Below are 20,494 nucleotides of genomic sequence, written 5' to 3'. Positions count from 1 at the left end.
GGGGCGCATGACATCCGATACTCCCGACCAGGATCTCGCCCGTCTGGCGCGGGCCGTGTTCGACGCGCAACCGTTCACTCGGTCGATGGCGAGAACGAACGTGTCGTCGCAGTGGCTCGAGGCACCGTCGTCAAGGCCCACACGCCGTGAAGATCAGGTGCGACGCCGCACCAACACCGTCTGAGCGATGCGACCGACCGGTCCCAGTTCGTCGCTGAGTGTGCCCGCACACATGGCGATACCGTCGGGCCCGGTGGAGGTCTCGGCGGACACCCCGATCCATTCGCCCTGCGGCACTCGGAACACGTGCACGGTCAGGTCGGTGTTCAAGAACGTCCATTCGTCGATCGGGAGCTTCGCTCCGATTCCGTTCGCGATGTCCGCGATCGAGAAGAGTCTTTCGAGGGATGTCATCGATTCACCCTGCACGAGAACAGGTGTGGGCCTGGCCCAGATCTCACCCGGCCCATCGGCACCGAGCCCGGTGAGAATCTTGAACTCGACGGCATCGAGATAACCCGACGACCAGGTGCCGCCGAACGTGTAGTCGACACCGTCGCTCACCGGTCGCATCACCGGATCGCCCGAGTGTGCAACGTCGTCGGTCGGCGTCGTGCGCATACGCCATGCGCTGCCGCGGGCCACCGCCCGCGCAGTTCCCGAGGTGCCGTCCGCCCAGAGCTCTGCCACGACGAGCTCGATATTGGCACCGGGACGCGCCGTCCATGCCCGGATCTCGATGTTGCCGACCGGAACCGGACCGAGTATGTCGACGGCTACGCGACTGATCCGGGTGTCCTCCCTGGCGTCGACTCGTTCGAGCGCACGAACCAACAGGTCCGACGGCGGAGCGCCGTGCTGCATCGTCGGTGCCCACAGGCTGACGGTGTGCTCGGTGGCGGTGACCCTCTCGTGGCCTTCACTGCCGACACCGGCGGGAACGAAGAACGCGTGAGGAACCGTCACAGCTCGGCTCCCACCGGTTCGGCAGCGGCCCTGGGCCAACCCGGATACGGTGGGGGAGTACCGCCGAATTCCGGACACAGCGCCTGGTGGTCGCACCACTTACACAAAGCACCCCGTTTGGCGCGGAAATCGCCGGTCTCGCCTGCCGCCAGAATCGCTTTCCAGATGGCCGAGAGCATCCGCTCGAACCTCCGCAGTTCGCCCTCGTCGGGGGTGTAGGTCAGCTCCTGCTTGTCGGAGAGATACATCAACTTCAGTTGCGCCGGAACGACTCCACGCATCCGCATGATCATGAGGGCATAGAACTTCATCTGGAACAGCGCCTTGGACTCGGTGAACTCCCGCGGTGCCCGGCCCGTCTTGTAATCGACGACGCGGATCATCCCATTCGGTGCCACATCGATCCGATCGATGAATCCGCGCAGCGGCGTACCGTCGTCCAGCACGACCTCCACTCGCTGTTCGCAGGACTCGGGCTCGAACCGAGTGGGGTCCTCGAGTTCGTAGTAACCGGCGACCAGCGCGCGAGCCCGGTCGAGAAAGGCTGGTCGTTCGTCCACCGGAACCAGAGTCTCGATGTCGGGGGACCGAGCGACCGCTCGCTCCCACGCCGGATCGACAAGCTCTCGCGCAGTGGTCGGCACACGATCCTGTGCGGGCAACGCGTACAGGGCCTCCAATGCGGCATGCACCACAGTTCCCTTCACCTGAGCTTCGGTGGAGACCTCGGGAATCCGGTCGACGGCACGGAGGCGATAGAGGAGGGGGCACTGCTTGAAATCACCTGCGCGCGAAGGGGACAACGCCGGTGTACTACGGGAGCCGGACGTCGACGGCGACTGGTGCGCACCGTCGCCGAGATCGAGTGCAGGCAAGTCGATGGGCGTCGACACGGAAATACTCACGACTGCGACACTATGCCGTTGGTCCGACATCTTCGGTCAAGGCCGTAGTCTGGCACGTCGAGTCGTCCCAGGTGTCGGACCGAACAGGTCGGGCGTCGAAGAGAGCAACGAAAGCAGGTTCCGCTGTGCCGTCCGGTGATGCTGTGTCCTTCGGTGATTCCGCGTCCGCGTCGCCCGACGGGTCCGAGGTCGACGCGATCGTCGACGCCCCGGCCATCGGTGCAGACGAAGTGGTCACCGCGACTGTCGACGAAATCGAACTCGACGACGCTCCGACGACCGACGACGGCAAACCGGTCGAGCCGGGACCGACCGGACCCGCCCGCAGCGGACCGTTCCGCGTAGGCGATCGAGTCCAGCTCACCGACGGGAAAGGCCGCCACTACACGGTGGTGCTCGAGGCGGGCAAGGAGTTCCACACCCACCGGGGCGGAATCACCCACGACAAACTGCTCGGTGCCGACGAGGGCAGCGTCGTCACGTCCGTCAACGGCACCCCATACCTCGCGCTTCGGCCGCTGCTGACCGACTACGTGCTGTCGATGCCGCGTGGCGCGCAGGTCATCTATCCCAAGGACGCAGCCCAGATCGTGCACGAGGGTGACATGTTCCCCGGGGCGCGCGTGCTCGAGGCCGGTGCCGGATCCGGCGCTCTGACGTGCTCGCTACTGCGTGCCGTCGGTACCGCAGGAACGGTCATCTCCTACGAGATCCGCCAGGACCATGCCGATTACGCGATCAAGAACGTCGAGACGTTCTTCGGAGAGCGGCCGGCCAATTGGCACCTGACGGTGGCAGACGTGGATCAGTTCGGTGTCGATCGTCCCGGTGAGCAGGTCGATCGGGTCGTCCTCGACATGCTCGCGCCCTGGGACGCACTGCCTGCCGTATCGAAGGCTCTCGTTCCCGGCGGCGTGCTGCTGGTCTACGTCGCTACGGTGACGCAGTTGTCCAAGGTCGTCGAAGCCCTTCGGGCGCAGGAGTGCTGGACCGAACCCCGTTCGTGGGAGTCGATGGTGCGCGGGTGGCACGTCGTCGGATTGGCGGTTCGTCCCGAGCATCGGATGCAGGGGCACACCGCATTCCTCGTCAGTGTCCGACGCCTCGCCGAGGGCACTGTCACGCCGAAGCCGCAGCGCCGATCCGGCAAGGGCTAGGCGCAGGGGGCCTGTCCCATCGCGAGAATCTGGCAGGTACTGGCATCGGACAGCTTCCAGTCGCCGTCGATCAGCACCCAGGTCTGCGGAGACGGGGCTGCCGTTCCCCGAGGAGTGGCGATCGCGACGTCGGCGGTGGTTGTCTCGCCCTCGACCGTAGGTTCGGCAACCTCGAACGTGATCGCGCCGTAGTTCGCCAGGGCCGCGGTCATCGTGTCGAGGTTGGTCATGCGTGCCTGCCCGTTCTCGACCGAGGCCGCCTTCGTCGCTGTGTCGACGTTCGGGGCCACCAGTTGCAGCAGAGATGCTTCGAGTTCGCCGGATGTCGGCGGCGCGACGGAAGGTGCATCGGTTGCCGGGGCGCTGTTCTCGGCGGCTGACGTCGAATTGTGATCGGTTTGATCGGATTCATCGGCCGAGCTGCACCCGGCTACCGAAATCACTGCTGCCGCGAGCGCGACACCTACCGAGAAATTGCGCATCTTCACTGGTGAAGCCCCTGATTCCGTGGTCGGTCCGCTGCTTGGTCAGGTGAGGCTAACATGAACTCGACCGGCGCTCGGGTGCGGTCGAGACACACTGCTTCTCCGTCCCGATCGTGGTGTCGGTCCGCACATTCGGGCCGGTGCCGGTAGCGTTGATAGATCGTCACTGGGAGGAGTCGCTCATGAGCTCAACAGACAATCCGGATGTGGCCGCGGCCAGAGCCGAACTGGACGCCGTGCGAGCCGAAGCTGCTTCACTGCGCCGTCAACTGGGGGAGTCCCCCGAGCAGGTACGTGAACTCGAAGGTCGCGTCGATTCGCTCGCGCTCCGCAACGCGAAGTTGATGGACACACTCAAAGAGGCGAGGCAACAGCTCATCGCACTCCGCGAGGAAGTGGACCGCCTCGGCCAACCACCGAGCGGCTACGGCGTTCTGCTGAGCGTCTTCGACGACGGAACGGTCGACGTGTTCACCTCCGGACGCAAGATGAGGCTGACGTGTTCACCCAACATCGAGGCCGACTCGCTTGCACCGGGACAGACGGTGCGGCTGAACGAAGCGTTGACCATCGTCGAGGCCTGCACCTTCGACCAGGTCGGTGAAATCAGCACTCTGCGTGAGCTTCTGGGCGACGGATCGAGAGCACTCGTCGTCGGTCATGCCGACGAGGAGCGAGTCGTGTGGCTGGCCAAGCCATTGATCGACATGGTCAACGACGAGGGCCCCATCGACCCGGACGAACCGTCCCGCAAACTCCGCCCCGGCGACTCCCTGCTCGTCGACACCAAAGCCGGCTACGCCTTCGAGCGCGTCCCCAAGGCCGAGGTGGAGGACCTGGTCCTCGAAGAGGTGCCGGACGTCGGATACGAGGACATCGGTGGTCTCGGTCGACAGATCGAGCAGATTCGCGACGCCGTCGAACTCCCGTTCCTGCACAAGGATCTGTTTCGCGAGTACTCCCTGCGTCCACCCAAGGGTGTGCTGCTCTACGGCCCTCCCGGCTGCGGAAAGACGTTGATCGCCAAGGCGGTTGCCAACTCGTTGGCCAAGAAGATCGCCGAGGCCCGCGGGCAGGACGCCAAGGAAGCGAAGTCGTTCTTCCTCAACATCAAGGGCCCCGAGCTGCTCAACAAGTTCGTCGGCGAAACCGAGCGTCACATCCGCATGATCTTCCAGCGCGCACGGGAGAAGGCGTCCGAGGGCACCCCGGTCATCGTGTTCTTCGACGAGATGGACTCGATCTTCCGCACCCGTGGTTCGGGCGTCTCGTCCGACGTCGAGACGACGGTCGTTCCGCAGCTGCTCGCCGAGATCGACGGCGTTGAGGGGCTCGAGAACGTCATCGTGATCGGTGCCTCCAACCGTGAGGACATGATCGACCCCGCGATCCTGCGGCCCGGTCGCCTGGACGTGAAGATCAAGATCGAGCGGCCCGACGCCGAATCGGCACAGGACATCTTCTCCAAGTACCTGACCGACTCGCTGCCGGTCAACGCCGACGATGTCGCAGAGTTCGGTGGAGACCGCGCTGCCTGCATTCGAGGGATGATCGACCGCGTCGTCGAGCGCATGTACGCGGAAAGCGACGACAACCGCTTCCTCGAGGTTACGTATGCCAACGGAGACAAAGAAGTTCTGTACTTCAAGGATTTCAACTCCGGTGCCATGATCCAGAACATCGTCGACCGCGCGAAGAAGTACGCCATCAAATCGGTACTCGAAACCGGCAACGGCGGTCTGCGAATTCAGCACCTCTTCGACTCCATCGTCGACGAGTTCGCCGAGAACGAAGACCTGCCGAACACCACGAACCCGGACGACTGGGCTCGAATCTCCGGCAAGAAGGGCGAGCGGATCGTCTACATCCGCACGCTGGTCACCGGCAAGAACGCCAGCGCGAGCCGGGCGATCGACACCGAGGCCAACACCGGCCAGTACCTGTAGCTTCGTCGAACACCACTTTCGGGGCGCGTCCGCACAGGGCGCGCCCCGAAAGTGGTCTTCGGCCGACGTCTAGGCTCGACATATGCAGCGCATCATCGGTATCGAGGTCGAGTACGGCATTTCTTCGCCCACCGAACCCACCGCCAACCCGATCCTGACATCGACCCAGGCAGTGCTCGCCTACGCGGCGGCCGCCGGAGTGCCCCGGGCCAAGCGCACGCGCTGGGACTACGAGGTCGAGTCGCCGCTACGTGATGCCCGTGGCTTCGACCTCGGACGCTTCAGCGGCCCGGCACCGGTGATCGACGCCGACGAGATCGGCGCAGCCAACATGATTCTCACCAACGGTGCCCGCCTGTACGTCGATCACGCTCACCCCGAGTACTCGGCTCCGGAGGTACGTGATCCGCTGGACGCAGTCATCTGGGACAAGGCAGGCGAGCGTGTCATGGAGGCCGCCGCCCGCCACGCGTCGAGCGTGCCCGGAGCCCCGCGCCTGCAGCTCTACAAGAACAACGTCGACGGCAAGGGTGCGTCGTACGGCACCCACGAGAACTACCTGATGTCGCGCGAGACGCCGTTCTCGGCAGTCATCGCCGGTCTGTCGCCGTTCTTCGCCTCGAGGCAGGTCATCACCGGTTCGGGACGCGTCGGAATCGGTCAGTCCGGTGACGAAGCGGGCTTCCAGCTCTCACAGCGGGCGGACTACATCGAGGTGGAGGTGGGCCTTGAGACCACCCTCAAGCGCGGCATCATCAACACGCGCGACGAACCGCACGCGGATGCGGACAAGTATCGCCGCCTGCATTGCATCATCGGCGACGCGAATCTCGCCGAGATGTCGACCTACCTCAAGGTCGGCACCACAGCGCTCGTGCTCGACCTCATCGAAGCGGGGGTCGATCTGTCCGATCTTCAGCTGGCCAGGCCGGTGACCGCAGTCCATCAGATCAGCCACGATCCGACGCTGCGCAAGGCCGTCGCTCTCGCCGACGGCCGCGAACTGACCGGGCTTGCGCTGCAGCGGATCTACCACCAGCGCGTTGCGAAGTTCGTGGCTGCCGAGGGCAGCGACGACGCGCGGGCACTGGACGTGCTCGACAAGTGGGCCATGGTGCTCGACCTTCTCGAACGGGATCCGATGGAGTGCGCCCATCTGCTGGACTGGCCCGCGAAACTGCGCCTGCTCGAAGGATTCCGCCAGCGGGAGGGGCTCGGGTGGTCGGCTCCGCGGCTGCATCTCGTCGACCTGCAGTACTCCGATGTGCGGCTGGACAAGGGCCTGTACAACCGGCTGGTTGCTCGTGGGTCGATGGATCGACTGGTCACCGAGCAGCAGGTACTCGATGCCGTCGGCAACCCGCCGGAGGATACGAGGGCCTACTTCCGCGGCGAGTGCCTGCGCAAGTTCGGGGCCGACATCGCCGCAGCGAGCTGGGACTCGGTCATCTTCGATCTCGGTGGCGACTCTCTCGTTCGCATCCCGACCCTCGAGCCGCTCCGAGGCACCAAATCGCACGTCGGTGCACTGCTCGAGTCGGTCGACAGCGCCGCAGAACTCGTCGATCAGCTCACCAACTGACGCACCCGAGGACCGGTGCCGACTATTCGCGGTGTCTTGCCAACCGGCGGAGTCGGTCTGTCGGTAGGGTAAAGGTCCGTGCACTTTCGGCGGAACGTTCGGTTGCACTTGCACATCCATGACGGTGCACCTTGGATCGATCGGTGAGAGTGCAGTAGATCTGTTTTCTCGATATACGGAGGAGGTCGGCGACTATGGCACAGGAGCAGACACGGCGCTCTGGCGGCGGCGACGACGATGAGGTTCCCGGCGACACCGGAGCCGGTGGTCAGGAACGACGCGAGAAGCTGGCCGAGGAGACCGACGACCTTCTCGACGAGATCGACGACGTGCTCGAGGAAAACGCCGAGGACTTCGTCCGCGCCTACGTTCAGAAGGGCGGCCAGTGACGGTGGATCGTTCGGACCCACGGTCGGCCGGCGACGGAACGGCGATCCCATTCGGGTCGAGCAGCTCGTCGTTCTCCGATTACCTGCGTCAGCACGCCCCTCATCTGTTGCCCGAGAGCGGTATCGCTGCGGATCTGGCCTCTCACACCGCGAACGGCGGCTCGGACAAGTCCGGTATCGCTCCGCACGGGACGACGATCGTTGCGCTGACCTACGCGGGCGGCGTTCTGATCGCGGGTGACCGGCGAGCCACGCAGGGCAATCTGATCGCCAATCGCGACATGCAGAAGGTCTACGTCACCGACGACTACTCCGCCGCGGGCATCGCCGGAACTGCGGGCATCGCGATCGAGTTGGTACGGCTCTTCGCCGTCGAACTCGAGCACTACGAGAAGATCGAAGGCGTGCCGCTCACGTTCAACGGCAAGGCCAACAAGCTGTCGTCGATGGTGCGAAGCAATCTCGGTGCCGCGATGCAAGGGCTCGCAGCCGTCCCGTTGCTGGTCGGATTCGACATCGACATCTCGGATCCGGATCGAGCCGGACGCATCGTGTCCTACGACGTGGTCGGCGGGCGATACGAGGAGCGGTCGGGCTATCACGCGGTGGGATCGGGATCGTTGTTCGCCAAGTCCGCGCTCAAGAAGCTCTATCGCCCCGGAATGACCGAGGAGGAGGCGATTCGGGCAGCGGTGGAATCGCTGTACGACGCCGCCGACGACGACTCGGCCACCGGTGGTCCGGACGTCACCCGCGGGATCTACCCGACGGCTGTCGCCATCACCAGCGTCGGGGCGGACGACGTTGCGCACGAGAGGATTTCGGCTGCAGCTCGGTCCGTCCTCGCGGAGCGGACCGAGAGTGCCGCGCATTCCGGCGGTGCCGAGCATCACACCCGGGCCGGCCAGCAAGTGAGCGAAGGGGGTAGCGCACCATGACGATGCCGTACTACGCATCTGCCGAACAGATCATGCGCGATCGTTCGGAGTTGGCGCGCAAGGGAATCGGCCGGGGCCGCAGCGTCATCGTGCTGACGTATGCGGACGGGGTCCTCTTCGTCGCCGAGAACCGTTCGACCGCGTTGCACAAAGTGAGCGAACTCTACGACCGGATCGGCTTCGCGGCCGTGGGCAAGTACAACGAGTTCGAGAACCTGCGCAAGGCCGGCATCCAGCACGCCGATATCAAGGGATACACCTACGATCGGCGCGACGTGACCGGCCGTTCGCTCGCCAAGACGTATGCGCAAGCACTCGGCACGATCTTCACCGAGCAGCTCAAGCCCTACGAGGTCGAGATCTGTGTTGCGGAGGTGTCGCATCAGGACGAGCCGATCGCGACGCAGCTCTACCGCATCACCTACGACGGATCCATCGTCGACGAGCAGGATTTCGTCGTCATGGGCGGGACGACCGAGCCGATCGTGGCTGCACTGAAGGACACCTACCGCTCCGGGCTCGACTTGGCCGACGCGGTGCGTATCGCCGTCGATGCACTCACAGCAGGTCCGGCGACACCGCCTGTGGCGGGCGGCGAGCCGGAGAAGAAGGTTCTCGAGGTGTCGGCGCTCGAGGTCGCGGTGCTGGACCAGGCGCGGCCGCGACGAGCGTTCAGACGCATTGCCGGAGCTGCGCTGGAGGACATGCTGCCGACGCCGACTGCGGCGGTCGAGGCGGTAACCGACACCGGAGGCGCACCGCCTTCCTGACCGGTGGTCCCGACACTCGTTCGGCCTCGTGCGCTATCGCTTTCGGTAGAGCGCGAGGCCGTTCTTGTCACTGCTGAACTCGAACCACGTTCCGTCGCCCACCACTTCGCCGTCGGCGGCGAGCGCAACGGGGGCGCCCTCCACCTCGACGGTCAGTTCCGTCACCGCCCGACGGACGTAGGCGCGCGACGAGCCGAGGGTGCCGGTCAACGTTGCCAACAGCAGTCTGGTTCTGGATGCCTTCGGCTCCGACGGAAGGAACCGAACATCGAGGGTTCCGGTGTGAATACTGCTGCGAGACATGGGGACTTGGTCTGCCGGTACATAGTTGCCGTTACCGACGAACAGCATCCAGACCGAGTGCCTGGTGCCGTCGAGCCGGATGTTCAGTGGTTCCGCAGCAGCCAGGACCCTCGTCATCGCGATGGCGGCAGCCGGCCATTTGCCGATTCGGCGTTGCAACTTCTGACGCAGCCGCACCGAGTCGGGGTAGCCACCGAAAGTGGCGGTGTTGACGAACGACACACTGCGGCCGTCGACGGACACCTCGGCGATGTCGACCAGTTCGGCGGTGCCCGCTTCCACGGCGGCAGCAGTGTCCTCCACGACGGTCAGCCCCGTGTCGCGCGCGAAGTGGTTGAGGGTGCCGCCTGGAAATGCTGCGAGCGGCAAGCCGTTGCGCACCGCCGATGCGGCAACACTGACCACCGTTCCGTCGCCACCGCAGACACCGAGGGCGCGCGGAGACGTGCTCCGAATGCGCTGCTCGAGTTGCTCGTTGAAGTCCTGATCGGGATTCGGCACGAACAGATCGGCCTCGGGAAGTGCTCGACGGATCGCGTCGGGCACCGCTTCCGAAGTGTCGCCCGAACCCGGATTGACGAGTACCAGCAGCCCTCGGCCGCCCTGCAGCGGGCCGACCTCGACCGGGGAGCCCAGATCGGCAGGCTTCTCCGACCGCACGGCCCACCAGCGACGGGTGGACAACGCGATGGCCGAGCCCAGAGCGGCACCGGCGATGACGTCTGTCGGCCAATGCACCCCGACGTGGACCCTGGAGTAACACACCGCGGCCGCAACGGGTGCCAGCAGCACGCCTGCCACCGGGGATTCGATCGCCACCGCGGTGACGAACGCAGCCGCCGACGCCGAATGACCGGAGGGAAACGACGACGACACCGGCGGAGCCAGTACCTGACGCAGGACGGGAACCGACTCGGAATCGGGGCGAGTCCGCGGGAACAGTGGTTTGAGCAGCCCGTTCGCCATAGAGCTCGCACCGGCCAGCGCCACGAGCCCCCGAACGCCGCCGCGTCGGGCCGGGCCACCTGCGGCCACGAGAAGCGCCGCCGCGCCGAGCCACAGACGACCGTGATCCGCGGCGTTGCTCAAGGCGCGCAGGCCGCCATCCGCTCTGCTCTGGCGCAGAGCAGCACTTCGTGCCACCAGGGACAGATCCCACGCGTGGACGGCCGTCGAGATCGAGGTACGCGTGGATGTCATGACGCCCAGCCTAGGCACGAGCGACGGCATCCTCACGGACGGACGACATAGGGGCGCTACGACACATCGATTCGAGGGTTGCGTTGTAGTGTCGAAGTGTGCAGCGACGAATTATGGGCATCGAGACAGAGTTCGGTGTCACATGTACTTTCCACGGACACCGACGGCTGAGTCCGGACGAAGTGGCTCGCTATCTGTTTCGCCGAGTCGTCTCGTGGGGTCGCAGCTCGAATGTGTTTCTTCGCAACGGTGCTCGCCTGTACCTCGACGTGGGCTCGCACCCCGAGTACGCCACCGCCGAGTGCGACAGTCTGTTGCAGCTGGTCACCCACGACCGCGCCGGCGAGCGAGTACTGGAAGACCTGCTGATCGACGCCGAGCAGCGCCTGGCAGAAGAGGGCATCGGGGGCGATATCTATCTGTTCAAGAACAACACCGACTCGGCGGGAAACTCCTACGGCTGCCACGAGAATTTTCTCGTGCAACGTGCCGGCGAGTTCTCCCGAATCTCGGACGTGCTGCTGCCGTTCCTGGTCACGCGTCAGTTGATCTGTGGCGCAGGCAAGGTACTCCAGACGCCGAAGGCTGCGACGTTCTGCCTGTCGCAGCGCGCCGAGCACATCTGGGAAGGCGTTTCCTCGGCCACCACTCGTTCGCGGCCGATCATCAACACACGCGACGAGCCGCACGCCGACGCCGAGAAGTACCGCCGGCTGCACGTCATCGTGGGCGACTCGAACATGGCCGAGACCTCGACGATGCTCAAGGTCGGAACGGCAGCCCTCGTTCTCGAAATGATCGAGGCGGGCGTGTCCTTCCGAGATTTCGCACTGGACAACCCGATTCGCGCCATCCGCGAGGTCAGTCACGATCTCACCGGACGGCGCCCCGTTCGACTCGCCGGGGGACGACAGGCCAGCGCCCTCGATATTCAGCGCGAGTACTACTCGCGAGCCGTCGAGCATCTCAAGACTCGCGAGCCGAACACTCAGGTGGAGCAGGTCGTCGACCTGTGGGGACGAACGCTCGACGCCATCGAGACACAGGATTTCGCGAAGGTGGACACCGAGATCGACTGGGTCATCAAGCGCAAACTGTTCCAGCGGTACCAAGACCGGTACTCGATGGAGCTGTCCGATCCGAAGATCGCTCAGTTGGACCTGGCGTACCACGACATCAAGCGCGGCCGTGGAGTGTTCGACCTGTTGCAGCGCAAGGGTCTGGCCAAGCGAGTCACCGAGGACGAACAGATCGACGAGGCCGTCGATCTGCCGCCGCAGACCACTCGAGCCAAGTTGCGCGGAGAATTCATCACGGCCGCTCAGGAGGCAGGTCGCGACTTCACGGTCGACTGGGTACACCTCAAGCTCAACGACCAGGCTCAGCGAACCGTGCTCTGCAAGGACCCGTTCCGCTCGGTCGACGAGCGAGTGGAGAGGTTGATCGCGTCGATGTAGTGCCGGACGCAGTCGGGTCGTTACCGCTGCGGCCACCCACGAGCAACTAGGCTCGACTGTCGTGGCCACCACCAAAGTCGAACGCCTGATGAATCTGGTCATCTGTCTGCTGTCGACACGTCAGTTCCTGACCGCGGAGTGGATCCGCGAGAGCGTTGCCGGATACGACGACTCCACCAGCCACGAAGCGTTCAGCAGAATGTTCGAGCGAGACAAGAACGAACTGCGTGACCTCGGTGTCCCGTTGGAGACCGGTACCGCCACCAGATTCGGTGGCGTCGAGGGCTATCGCATCAACCGCGATGCCTACGAACTGCCCGACATCGATCTCACCAGCGAGGAATCGGCCGCCGTCGCGGTCGCCGTCAAACTGTGGGAATCGCCGGAGCTCACCTCCGCGGCGCAGAGTGCGTTGCTCAAACTACGAGCCGCGGGAATTCAGGTCGACCAGAACGAGTCCGCCGCGGCGGTGACCGCGGTTCCCGCGCGCACCCGAGGCTCCGAACCTGCGCTCGGTGCCTTGCTGGCCGCGATCGACGACGGAAAGTCGGTGCGGTTTCAACACCGCCCGTCGTTGACCGAGCCGTTCACCACCAGAACCGTCCAGCCGTGGGGTGTCGTGACGTTTCGCGGCCGCTGGTATCTGGTCGGACACGACGTGGATCGCGACGACACCCGCACGTTTCGACTGTCCCGAATCGGAGACGAGGTCAAGTCGTTCGGCACCCAGCAGAGCGTCCGCAAGCCCGACGGCGTCGATCTGCAGGACATCGTCCGCCGAGTCGCAGGCACGTCCTCGGTCTCGGGCACGGCCCGGGTATGGCTGCACGACGGAAGGGCGCTGGAATTGCGGAGAATGGGAACGGTGGTGGGCGTGCAGAGTCTCGGCACCCGCAGCGGCACTGTCGTCGAGGTTCCCGTGCGGTCCTGGGATTGGGTCTCGCGGTTGATCGCAGGTCACGGCGCGGATGCGGTGGTTCTCGAACCCGCGGAATTGCGCGCCGACGTGATCTCCACCCTGCAGACAGCGGCCGACGTGGAGAACGAGCGATGAGCGCACGACTGTCGGTTCGGCTGGCCCGGTTGCTCAACATGGTGCCGTTCTTCATGGCCAATCCCGGCTTGAGCGCCGAGGAGGCCGCGCGTGAGCTGGGGGTATCGACGTCGACCCTGATGGCCGATCTCAATCAGCTCTGGATGTGCGGTCTGCCCGGTTACGGCCCGGGTGATCTCATCGATCTGTCGTTCTCCGAGGAGAGCATCGACGTGACCTTCTCGGCCGGGATCGATCGACCGCTGCGCCTGACGTCGACCGAGGCAACGGCACTGTTGGTTGCGCTTCGGTCCCTGACGTCGATGCCCGGCATGGTCGACCCGTCCGCCGCTCAGCGCGCGATCGCCAAGATCGAGACCGCAGCGGGCTCGGCTGCGGCAAACGTTCCGCTCTCGTCGGATCACGACGGCGCGGGTGCCGAGGAGGGACCTGTCTCTGCCACCGTCCGATCTGCGCTGCGTCATCGGCACGCCCTGGAGCTGACCTATTACTCCGCGTCGCGGGATGTCGTCACCGAGCGGACCGTGGATCCGATCAGGACAGTGGTCGTCGACGACAACAGTTATCTGCAGGCGTGGTGCCGAAGCGCCGAGGGAGTTCGGCTGTTCCGGTTCGACCGCATCGACTCGGCCACCGAACTCGACGAACCGGCCGCGCCGCCGGAATCGGTGCACGACGAGGACGCGTTCGAGATCTTCAACGACGATCCCTCGCTGTCGCAGGCGCGGCTGAAGGTGTCGCCTGCCTTCACCTGGATCCTGGACTACTACCCGATGACGCAGGTCGCTGCGGATGCGGACGGGTCGATAGTGGTCACCATGCGGTTCGCGACGCTGCAATGGATGACGCGATTGACCTTGGGCTTCGGCGGCGGCGTCACAGTACTGGCACCTGAATCCTTGGTGAACTCCGTCCGCGATCGAGCCCGCTCGGCCCTGGATGCGTACGCCGAGCTCGACGCCACCAGCGCGGACGGCACCGTCGCCACATGAACACGGGGCAAACCGGCACCCGCCGCTGCCGGAGGCGGTACCGGCGGTCGGGTACGCTCGATTCATCTGATCTGTAGGAGGTTCGCATGGGATTCACCAGTCCCTGGCACTGGGCCATCGTTGCGGTGGTCGTCATCATTCTGTTCGGTTCCAAGAAGCTGCCCGAGGCTGCTCGCGGACTCGGCCGGTCGTTGCGCATCTTCAAGAGCGAGGTGAAGGAGATGCAGAACGACGGTAAGTCCGACGCCGATACTGCGACGGCGCAGCAGCCGACCGCTCCCGCACAGCTGCCCTCGCCCGCGCCGGTCGTGCAGCCGAACACCGAGACCCAGCACGACGCGAAGTCTGCCTGAGCGCACGGCCGCTCAGCACGCCTTCGGTGCCAAGTGGCACCGAAGGTTCCCTGCTGTCGGTGACGGCTTGTCGCTGTCGTCCGACCGAAGAAGGCTGACCGCAGAACACCATGCGCATTCCGTTCGATCCGCGGCGTAGCAAGCGCCGAGTCAATCCCGACGGCACGATGTCGTTGGTCGATCACCTGTACGAGCTGCGAACCCGGCTCCTGTGGTCGTTGGTAGCCGTGGCGCTGACGACTGCCTTCGGGTTCTTCTGGTACTCGCACGCCATTCTCGGCGTCGAGAGCCTCGGCGACCTCCTACGGGGTCCCTACTGCACGCTCGACCCCAGCCTCCGCGCGAATCTGACCAACGACGACCAGTGTCGTCTGCTGGCGACCGGACCGTTCGATCAGTTCCTGTTGCGGTTCAAAGTCGCCTTCACCGCCGGTGTCGTACTGGCCTGCCCTATCTGGCTCTATCAGATCTGGGCTTTCATCACTCCGGGCCTGTACGCCAACGAACGTCGGCACGCAGTCTCGTTCGTCTCCGGTGCGGCAGCGCTGTTCGTCGCCGGAGCCGTCCTGGCTTACTACGTGGTCGCCAAAGGCCTGCACTTCTTGCTCTCCATCGGCGACAACGTGCAGATCACTGCCCTGAGCGGCGATCAGTACTTCGGATTCCTGATCAACCTCCTCATCATCTTCGGCGTCAGCTTCGAGATTCCGTTGCTGGTCGTCGCCCTGAATTTCGTCGGCGTACTCACCTACGAGCGACTCAAGGCGTGGCGTCGAGGTCTCATCTTCGGGCTGTTCGTCTTCGCGGCCATCGCAACTCCGGGGCAGGACCCGTTCTCGATGCTGGCCTTGGCCTTGGCGTTGACGGTGCTCTTCGAGATGGCAGTGCAGATTGCGCGAATTCACGACAAGCGTAAGTTGCGCAAGAGAAGAGACGAATGGGGTGATGTGTCAGATGACGAAGCAACGCGCATCGACGGCGCAGGTTCGATCGAGTCACCGGATGCTGTCGCTCCGACACCGCCGTCCAGCGGCTTCGGTACCGCGACCCGAGCACAGGCACAGTACGACGACACGATCTGACCTCCGCCCAACGGTCGGGGTGAGCGCATGACCACACCTCCTTTCCCGGTCGTTCCTTCGGGCTCCACTCCCGCTCTTCCGGTCGTTCCTGCAGGCTCCACTCCCGCTCGTCCGGTCGTTCCTGCGGCCGGTACGCGACCTACGCAACTGCAACGTTTCTCAGCAGAGCTCGGCTTCCCACTCGACCGGTTCCAGGTGGATGCCTGCACTGCCCTGGAGAACGGTCACGGTGTTCTGGTCTGTGCCCCCACCGGTGCTGGCAAGACCGTGATCGGCGAGTTCGCGGTTCACCTGGCGCTCGCCGCGGGACGTAAGTGCTTCTACACCACCCCGATCAAGGCGCTGAGCAACCAGAAATTTGCCGAGCTGACCGCGCGATACGGGCGTGACACGGTCGGGCTGCTGACCGGAGATTCGTCGATCAACCCCGATGCCCCCATCGTCATCATGACGACCGAAGTGCTGCGCAACATGCTCTACGCATCCTCGGACGCATTGCGGGGGCTCTCGCACGTCGTCATGGACGAGGTGCACTACCTCGCCGACCGTTTCCGAGGGGCGGTGTGGGAAGAGGTCATCCTGCACCTGTCCGACGACGTTCGACTGGTCAGCCTGTCGGCAACGGTGAGCAACGCCGAGGAGTTCGGTGCCTGGATGAGCACGGTTCGCGGTGACACCTCGGTCGTGGTGGACGAGAACCGTCCGGTACCCCTCTCGCAGCACATCATGGTGGGCCGCCGATTGTTCGACCTGTTCGACACGCGAGCCCAGTCGCCCGACGGCAGCCAGAAGATCGTCGTCGACCGGGAACTCGTCCGACACGTCAAACAACGCGAGTCCCTCGACTCGATGGACCGCTGGCACGCTCCACACAACAGAGGCCGCGGTCGCGGCGGCGGCGGAGGTCGCGGTGGCGGTCAGGGCAGCAGCGCGAACAACCGCCCACTGTCCCGACCCGATGTGATCGCCAAGCTCGACGAGGAGGGTCTGCTTCCGGCGATCACCTTCATCTTCAGCCGCGCCGGGTGCGATGGCGCTCTGACCCAGTGCATGCGTTCGCGGCTGGTGCTGACCACGCCCGAGCAGGCCGAGGAGATTAGGTACATCGTCGAGAAGCACACCTCGGAGCTGCCGCGCGAGGACCTCGAAGTTCTGGGCTTCTGGGAGTGGCGCGACGCACTCGAACGTGGTTTCGCTGCCCATCACGCCGGGATGCTGCCGGTCTTTCGGCACACCGTCGAGGAGTTGTTCGTCAGGGGCATGGTCCGGGCGGTGTTCGCCACCGAGACCTTGGCTCTGGGGATCAACATGCCGGCCCGAACCGTCGTGCTGGAGAAGCTCGTCAAGTTCAACGGTGAGACACACGCCGAGTTGACGCCGGGGGAGTACACCCAGCTGACCGGCCGGGCCGGACGCCGCGGCATCGATGTCGAAGGACATGCCGTCGTGCTGTGGCAGCCGGGCACGGAGCCGACCGAGGTCGCGGGGCTGGCGTCGACCCGCACGTTCCCGCTGCGCAGTTCGTTCGCGCCGGCCTACAACATGTCGATCAACCTGATCGAACAGTTCGGTGCGGCCGATTCGCGTCTGCTGCTCGAACGGTCCTTCGCACAGTTCCAGGCCGACCGCTCCGTCGTCGGGATGGTGCGCGGTATCGAGAAGAACATGCATACGTTGGAGGCACTCGGTGCACGCCTCGGCGGCCCCGACGGCGAGTACTTCGAATATGCGCGGCTTCGCGAGCGACTGAAGGATCGCGAGAAGACCCTCGAACGCCAGAGCAGGTCCGATCGGCGGGACAAGGCCGTCGATTCGCTGCGTGCCCTGCGCCGCGGCGATGTGATCTCGGTGCCGACCGGTCGCCGCAGCGGCCTTGCCGTGGTCCTCGAGCCGGATGACGACCGAGCCGATCCGCGCCCGCTCGTGCTGACCGAGGACAAGTGGGCCGGCCGACTGTCGGCAGCGGACTTCCCCTCTGCTGCAACGTCGCTGGGCACCATGCGACTACCGCGGTTCGTCGATCATCGCACCGCCAAAACCCGACGCGATATCGCAGCAGCTCTGGTCACGCGCGGAATCTCGCAGCCGTCGGACAGGATCAGACGGAAGTCCACGGCAGCGGACGACAAGGAGCTGGCAACCCTTCGCCGAGCCATCCGATCGCACCCGGTGCACAATCGTCCCGATCGCGACGAGCTCAGCCGCACCGGCGAGCGCTACAACCGGTTGGCGCGCGAGACGGAAACGATGCGTCAGAAGGTATCGGCCACGACGAACTCCCTCGCCCGGACGTTCGACCGCATCCTGGCGTTGCTCGCAGACCGCGACTACGTGACGGCGGGCAAAGATCCCAAAGTGACCGACGACGGTGCCAGGTTGAGCCGGATCTACTCCGAGTCCGATCTCCTCGTTGCGGAGTGTTTGCGAGCCGGCCTGTGGCAGGGCCTCTCGCCTGCCGAATTGGCAGCGGTGGTCTCGGCAGTGGTCTACGAGTCCAGGTCCGAAGGGGATATCACCCCGCACGGTCCGACGGGTCCGATTCGACATGCGTTGACCGAGACGGTTCGGGTGTGGCACGAGCTGCGTTCCGACGAAGTTCGGCACAAGCTGCCGCCGACACGAGAGCCCGACATGGGCTTCGTGAAGGCGATCTACAAGTGGGCGTCGAACCATTCGTTGGTCGATGCGCTGGTCACAGCAGGTGACAACGGCAAAGCGCTGTCGGGTGGAGATTTCGTGCGCTGGTGTCGGCAGGTGATCGACCTGCTGGATCAGGTTCGGCTCGCTGCTCCGGAGCCGGAACTGTCGCGAACTGCGGCGCGGGCGATCGCGGCTCTGCGCCGCGGCGTGGTCGCCGTCGATGCCGCATGACAGGAGCGAATCGGACTGCTGGGTCGGTACAGCGGAGAGTCGCACGGGCGGGTTACTGTACCCCCGACGAATCCGAATTTTCAGTGGAGGCGAGATGAGCGGCCCATACGGTCCGAACGACCCGGACAACAGCTGGTCGCGCAAGCCCGATCAGCAAGACGGTGCCGCGAAAGACACGCCGGAGACGCAGCCTGGTGGTCCCTCGGCCGAGTCACAGACTCCGACGACATCGGCGTGGGGTCAGTACGGACAACCGCCGGCCGCGCCGTACGGAGAATCCGGTCAGAGTGCGTACGGGCAGAGCCCGCAGCAGCCCGGCGGCCAGTACCCACAGGGGCAGTACCCCCAAGGGCAATACCCCCAGGGCCAGTACCCACCTGCCGGCTATCCGCAGGGGCAGTACCCCCAGGCCCCGAGCGCACAGGGCGGCTACCCCCAGGGGCAGTACCCCCAAGGCCCGAACGCACAGGGCGGCTACCCCCAAGGACAGAACGCCACCGCGCAGTACCCGGCCGGTCAGCAGTACGGCGCGCCCTATCCCGGTGCCGGCGCGCCTGCATCGGGCGATGCGGCGTACCAGAACCCCTACGCACCACAGCAATTCGGTAGTGGACAGTACGGGCCGGGGCCGTACGGCCAGCAACCACAGCAGCCCTGGAATCCCAACCAGCAGTATCCGAACCAGCAGTACCCGAACCAACTGGGGCCCGGGCAGGCCGGGTCCCAGTCGAAGAAGCCCCTGATCATCGCAGGTGCCGTCGTCGCAGTGATCGCAGTGATCGCAGCGGTGTCGTTCTTCGCCTTCGGTCGCACGACCACCCTCGACACTGCGGCGGCCGAGGAGGGTATTCGCACGGTCGTCACCGAGTCCTACGGTGCGTCCGACGTCTCCGGTGTGTCCTGTCCCCAGGACATCGAGGTCAAGGCCCAGACCAGTGTCGATTGCACCCTGACGGTCGACGGCGCGTTCAAGACGGTGACGTTGACCTTCCTCGACGACGACGCCAACTACGAGGTCTCTCTACCCAAGTAGGCGCTTCGGTCACACGGTCAGGTCGTCGACGCCGTGGCCGCCATCGCAGCGACGAGGCGGGCCACGGCGTTCTCGATACCGAGGGTCTCGGCGAGCGTGTTCAGCGCGTCGAGATCGGCGGGCTCGGCCGGAATCTCGTCGGACTTCGACAGGACGACATCGGCGTCGGTGACAACTCGGACAACGGGAAGTGCCGCGTCCAGGTAGTCGCTCGCGTTGGCCAGCTTCGCCCGGATGCCCTTGGCCATGTCCGAGGACGGGTCGAGTGCCGCGGCGCGCAACGCAGCGACGGATTCGTAGTTCAGCATCAGCGTCGACGCCGTCTTCTCCCCGATACCTTTGACGCCGGGCAGGCCGTCGGAGGCATCGCCGCGCAGCAAGGCGAGTTCCGCATACGCCGCACCCGCTCGATGAAGCGGCACACCGTAGCGCTCGGAAACCAGTGCAGGATCGAACAATTCGGCTTTGGCCAGCCCGCGTCCCACGTACAGAACGCGCACCTCGTTCGGCTCGTCGGCGGCAACCTGAAGCAGGTCTCTGTCTCCACTGACCACGACCACGGGGTCCTGACGCTCGCGCGCTGCCAGCGTTCCCAGCACGTCGTCGGCTTCGAGACCGTCTGCGCCTGCGGTCGCGATCCCCAATGCGGCGAGCACTTCCATGATCATGTCCACCTGTGGTGTCAGTGTCTCCGGCACCTCTTCGCTCTCGGCGACCTCCGGCGCAGCCTCGGCCACTCGGTGCGCCTTGTAGGACGGCACGAGGTCGACGCGAAACTGTGGCCGCCAGTCCAGATCGAGGCACACTGCCAGTCGGCCGGGTTCGGTGCGCGCGATCAACGCCGAGATCATGTCGAGGAAGCCGCGAACGGCATTGACGGGTCGCCCGTCGGGCGCCGTAATCGACTCGGGCAGTGCGTAGTAGGCCCTGAACCACAGGCTCGCACCGTCGAGGAGCAGCAACGGAGACTTTCCGGGGGCGGTCATGGGGCTCATCTTGCCGTACGGCATT

At 65.2% G+C, this 20,494-nt stretch carries 19 protein-coding genes; 14 read left to right on the top strand and 5 right to left on the bottom strand.

Translation table 11 applies throughout. From position 1 onward, the window contains the following. Positions 1-7: 7 nt before the first annotated feature. Entirely contained in the window at positions 8-184 is a 177-nt protein-coding gene (locus tag R4P57_RS16005; RefSeq protein ID WP_317803803.1) for a hypothetical protein, read from the top strand. Here R4P57_RS16005 and R4P57_RS16000 read toward each other — a convergent pair. Next, complete coding sequence (locus R4P57_RS16000; protein ID WP_317803802.1) at positions 154-966, bottom strand: thioesterase family protein; 813 nt, start codon at positions 964-966, stop codon at positions 154-156. The genes R4P57_RS16005 and R4P57_RS16000 overlap by 31 nt on opposite strands. Beyond that, the gene (locus R4P57_RS15995; RefSeq protein ID WP_411742374.1) at positions 963-1,871 is read right to left on the bottom strand and encodes a RecB family exonuclease; all 909 of its coding nucleotides are present in this window, start codon (positions 1,869-1,871) and stop codon (positions 963-965) included. The genes R4P57_RS16000 and R4P57_RS15995 overlap by 4 nt, the downstream gene beginning before the upstream one ends. Before the next feature lie 254 nt (positions 1,872-2,125). Between R4P57_RS15995 and R4P57_RS15990 the strand changes: the two genes are divergently transcribed. Then, a complete protein-coding gene (locus R4P57_RS15990) occupies positions 2,126-3,028 on the top strand; it encodes a tRNA (adenine-N1)-methyltransferase (RefSeq protein ID WP_317803950.1) in 903 nt (300 codons plus the stop codon). Here the strand turns inward: R4P57_RS15990 and R4P57_RS15985 are convergent. Beyond that, a complete protein-coding gene (locus R4P57_RS15985) occupies positions 3,025-3,510 on the bottom strand; it encodes a hypothetical protein (RefSeq protein ID WP_317803949.1) in 486 nt (161 codons plus the stop codon). The two genes, R4P57_RS15990 and R4P57_RS15985, sit on opposite strands and share 4 nt — an antisense overlap. A gap of 185 nt (positions 3,511-3,695) precedes the next feature. On the opposite strand from R4P57_RS15985, the gene arc reads away from it, so the two are divergent. The 5 genes from arc (at position 3,696) to prcA (ending at position 9,138) form a co-directional block, all read left to right on the top strand. Next, positions 3,696-5,459 carry a proteasome ATPase gene (gene arc, locus R4P57_RS15980; RefSeq protein ID WP_121872410.1) on the top strand — a complete coding sequence of 588 codons (1,764 nt, stop codon included), beginning with the start codon at positions 3,696-3,698 and terminating at the stop codon, positions 5,457-5,459. A gap of 82 nt (positions 5,460-5,541) precedes the next feature. Continuing rightward, entirely contained in the window at positions 5,542-7,041 is a 1,500-nt protein-coding gene (dop, locus tag R4P57_RS15975) for a depupylase/deamidase Dop (protein ID WP_317803801.1), read from the top strand. Between the two features lie 194 nt (positions 7,042-7,235). Continuing rightward, positions 7,236-7,430, top strand: a complete 195-nt coding sequence (locus R4P57_RS15970; protein WP_008716348.1) for a ubiquitin-like protein Pup — start codon at positions 7,236-7,238, stop codon at positions 7,428-7,430. Continuing rightward, entirely contained in the window at positions 7,427-8,368 is a 942-nt protein-coding gene (prcB, locus tag R4P57_RS15965; RefSeq protein WP_317803799.1) for a proteasome subunit beta, read from the top strand. Before R4P57_RS15970 ends, prcB begins: the two co-directional genes overlap by 4 nt. Next, positions 8,365-9,138 carry a proteasome subunit alpha gene (gene prcA / locus R4P57_RS15960; protein ID WP_317803798.1) on the top strand — a complete coding sequence of 258 codons (774 nt, stop codon included), beginning with the start codon at positions 8,365-8,367 and terminating at the stop codon, positions 9,136-9,138. The genes prcB and prcA overlap by 4 nt, the downstream gene beginning before the upstream one ends. A 33-nt stretch (positions 9,139-9,171) precedes the next feature. Here the strand turns inward: prcA and R4P57_RS15955 are convergent, their stop codons facing one another. Next, positions 9,172-10,641: a bifunctional phosphatase PAP2/diacylglycerol kinase family protein gene (locus R4P57_RS15955; RefSeq protein ID WP_317803797.1), complete on the bottom strand. Its 1,470-nt coding sequence runs from the start codon at positions 10,639-10,641 to the stop codon at positions 9,172-9,174. A gap of 98 nt (positions 10,642-10,739) precedes the next feature. Between R4P57_RS15955 and pafA the strand changes: the two genes are divergently transcribed. The 7 genes from pafA to R4P57_RS15920 all read left to right on the top strand — a co-directional run bounded on the left by pafA (position 10,740) and on the right by R4P57_RS15920 (position 19,483). Continuing rightward, positions 10,740-12,098 (top strand): Pup--protein ligase, encoded by a 1,359-nt coding sequence (pafA, locus tag R4P57_RS15950; RefSeq protein WP_176459280.1) that lies wholly within the window; start codon positions 10,740-10,742, stop codon positions 12,096-12,098. A gap of 61 nt (positions 12,099-12,159) precedes the next feature. Continuing rightward, a complete protein-coding gene (locus R4P57_RS15945) occupies positions 12,160-13,152 on the top strand; it encodes a YafY family protein (protein WP_317803796.1) in 993 nt (330 codons plus the stop codon). Then, complete coding sequence (locus tag R4P57_RS15940) at positions 13,149-14,144, top strand: YafY family protein (protein ID WP_317803795.1); 996 nt, start codon at positions 13,149-13,151, stop codon at positions 14,142-14,144. Before R4P57_RS15945 ends, R4P57_RS15940 begins: the two co-directional genes overlap by 4 nt. 86 nt (positions 14,145-14,230) lie before the next feature. After that, on the top strand, positions 14,231-14,497 hold the full coding sequence (gene tatA / locus R4P57_RS15935) for a Sec-independent protein translocase subunit TatA (protein WP_032398077.1): 267 nt from the start codon (positions 14,231-14,233) through the stop codon (positions 14,495-14,497). A 110-nt stretch (positions 14,498-14,607) separates the two neighbouring features. Continuing rightward, a complete protein-coding gene (tatC, locus tag R4P57_RS15930; RefSeq protein ID WP_317803794.1) occupies positions 14,608-15,579 on the top strand; it encodes a twin-arginine translocase subunit TatC in 972 nt (323 codons plus the stop codon). 27 nt (positions 15,580-15,606) lie between these two features. Beyond that, positions 15,607-18,450 carry a DEAD/DEAH box helicase gene (locus R4P57_RS15925; RefSeq protein WP_317803793.1) on the top strand — a complete coding sequence of 948 codons (2,844 nt, stop codon included), beginning with the start codon at positions 15,607-15,609 and terminating at the stop codon, positions 18,448-18,450. Between the two features lie 94 nt (positions 18,451-18,544). After that, positions 18,545-19,483, top strand: a complete 939-nt coding sequence (locus R4P57_RS15920; RefSeq protein ID WP_317803792.1) for a DUF4333 domain-containing protein — start codon at positions 18,545-18,547, stop codon at positions 19,481-19,483. A 17-nt stretch (positions 19,484-19,500) separates the two neighbouring features. Here R4P57_RS15920 and R4P57_RS15915 read toward each other — a convergent pair whose 3' ends face one another. Next, the gene (locus R4P57_RS15915; protein WP_317803791.1) at positions 19,501-20,478 is read right to left on the bottom strand and encodes a 5'-3' exonuclease; all 978 of its coding nucleotides are present in this window, start codon (positions 20,476-20,478) and stop codon (positions 19,501-19,503) included. Positions 20,479-20,494: the final 16 nt, after the last annotated feature.

This window comes from Rhodococcus sp. IEGM 1330 (assembly GCF_033142445.1).
Taxonomy (GTDB): domain Bacteria; phylum Actinomycetota; class Actinomycetes; order Mycobacteriales; family Mycobacteriaceae; genus Rhodococcoides.
This window is presented reverse-complemented; position numbering and strand designations above follow the sequence as displayed.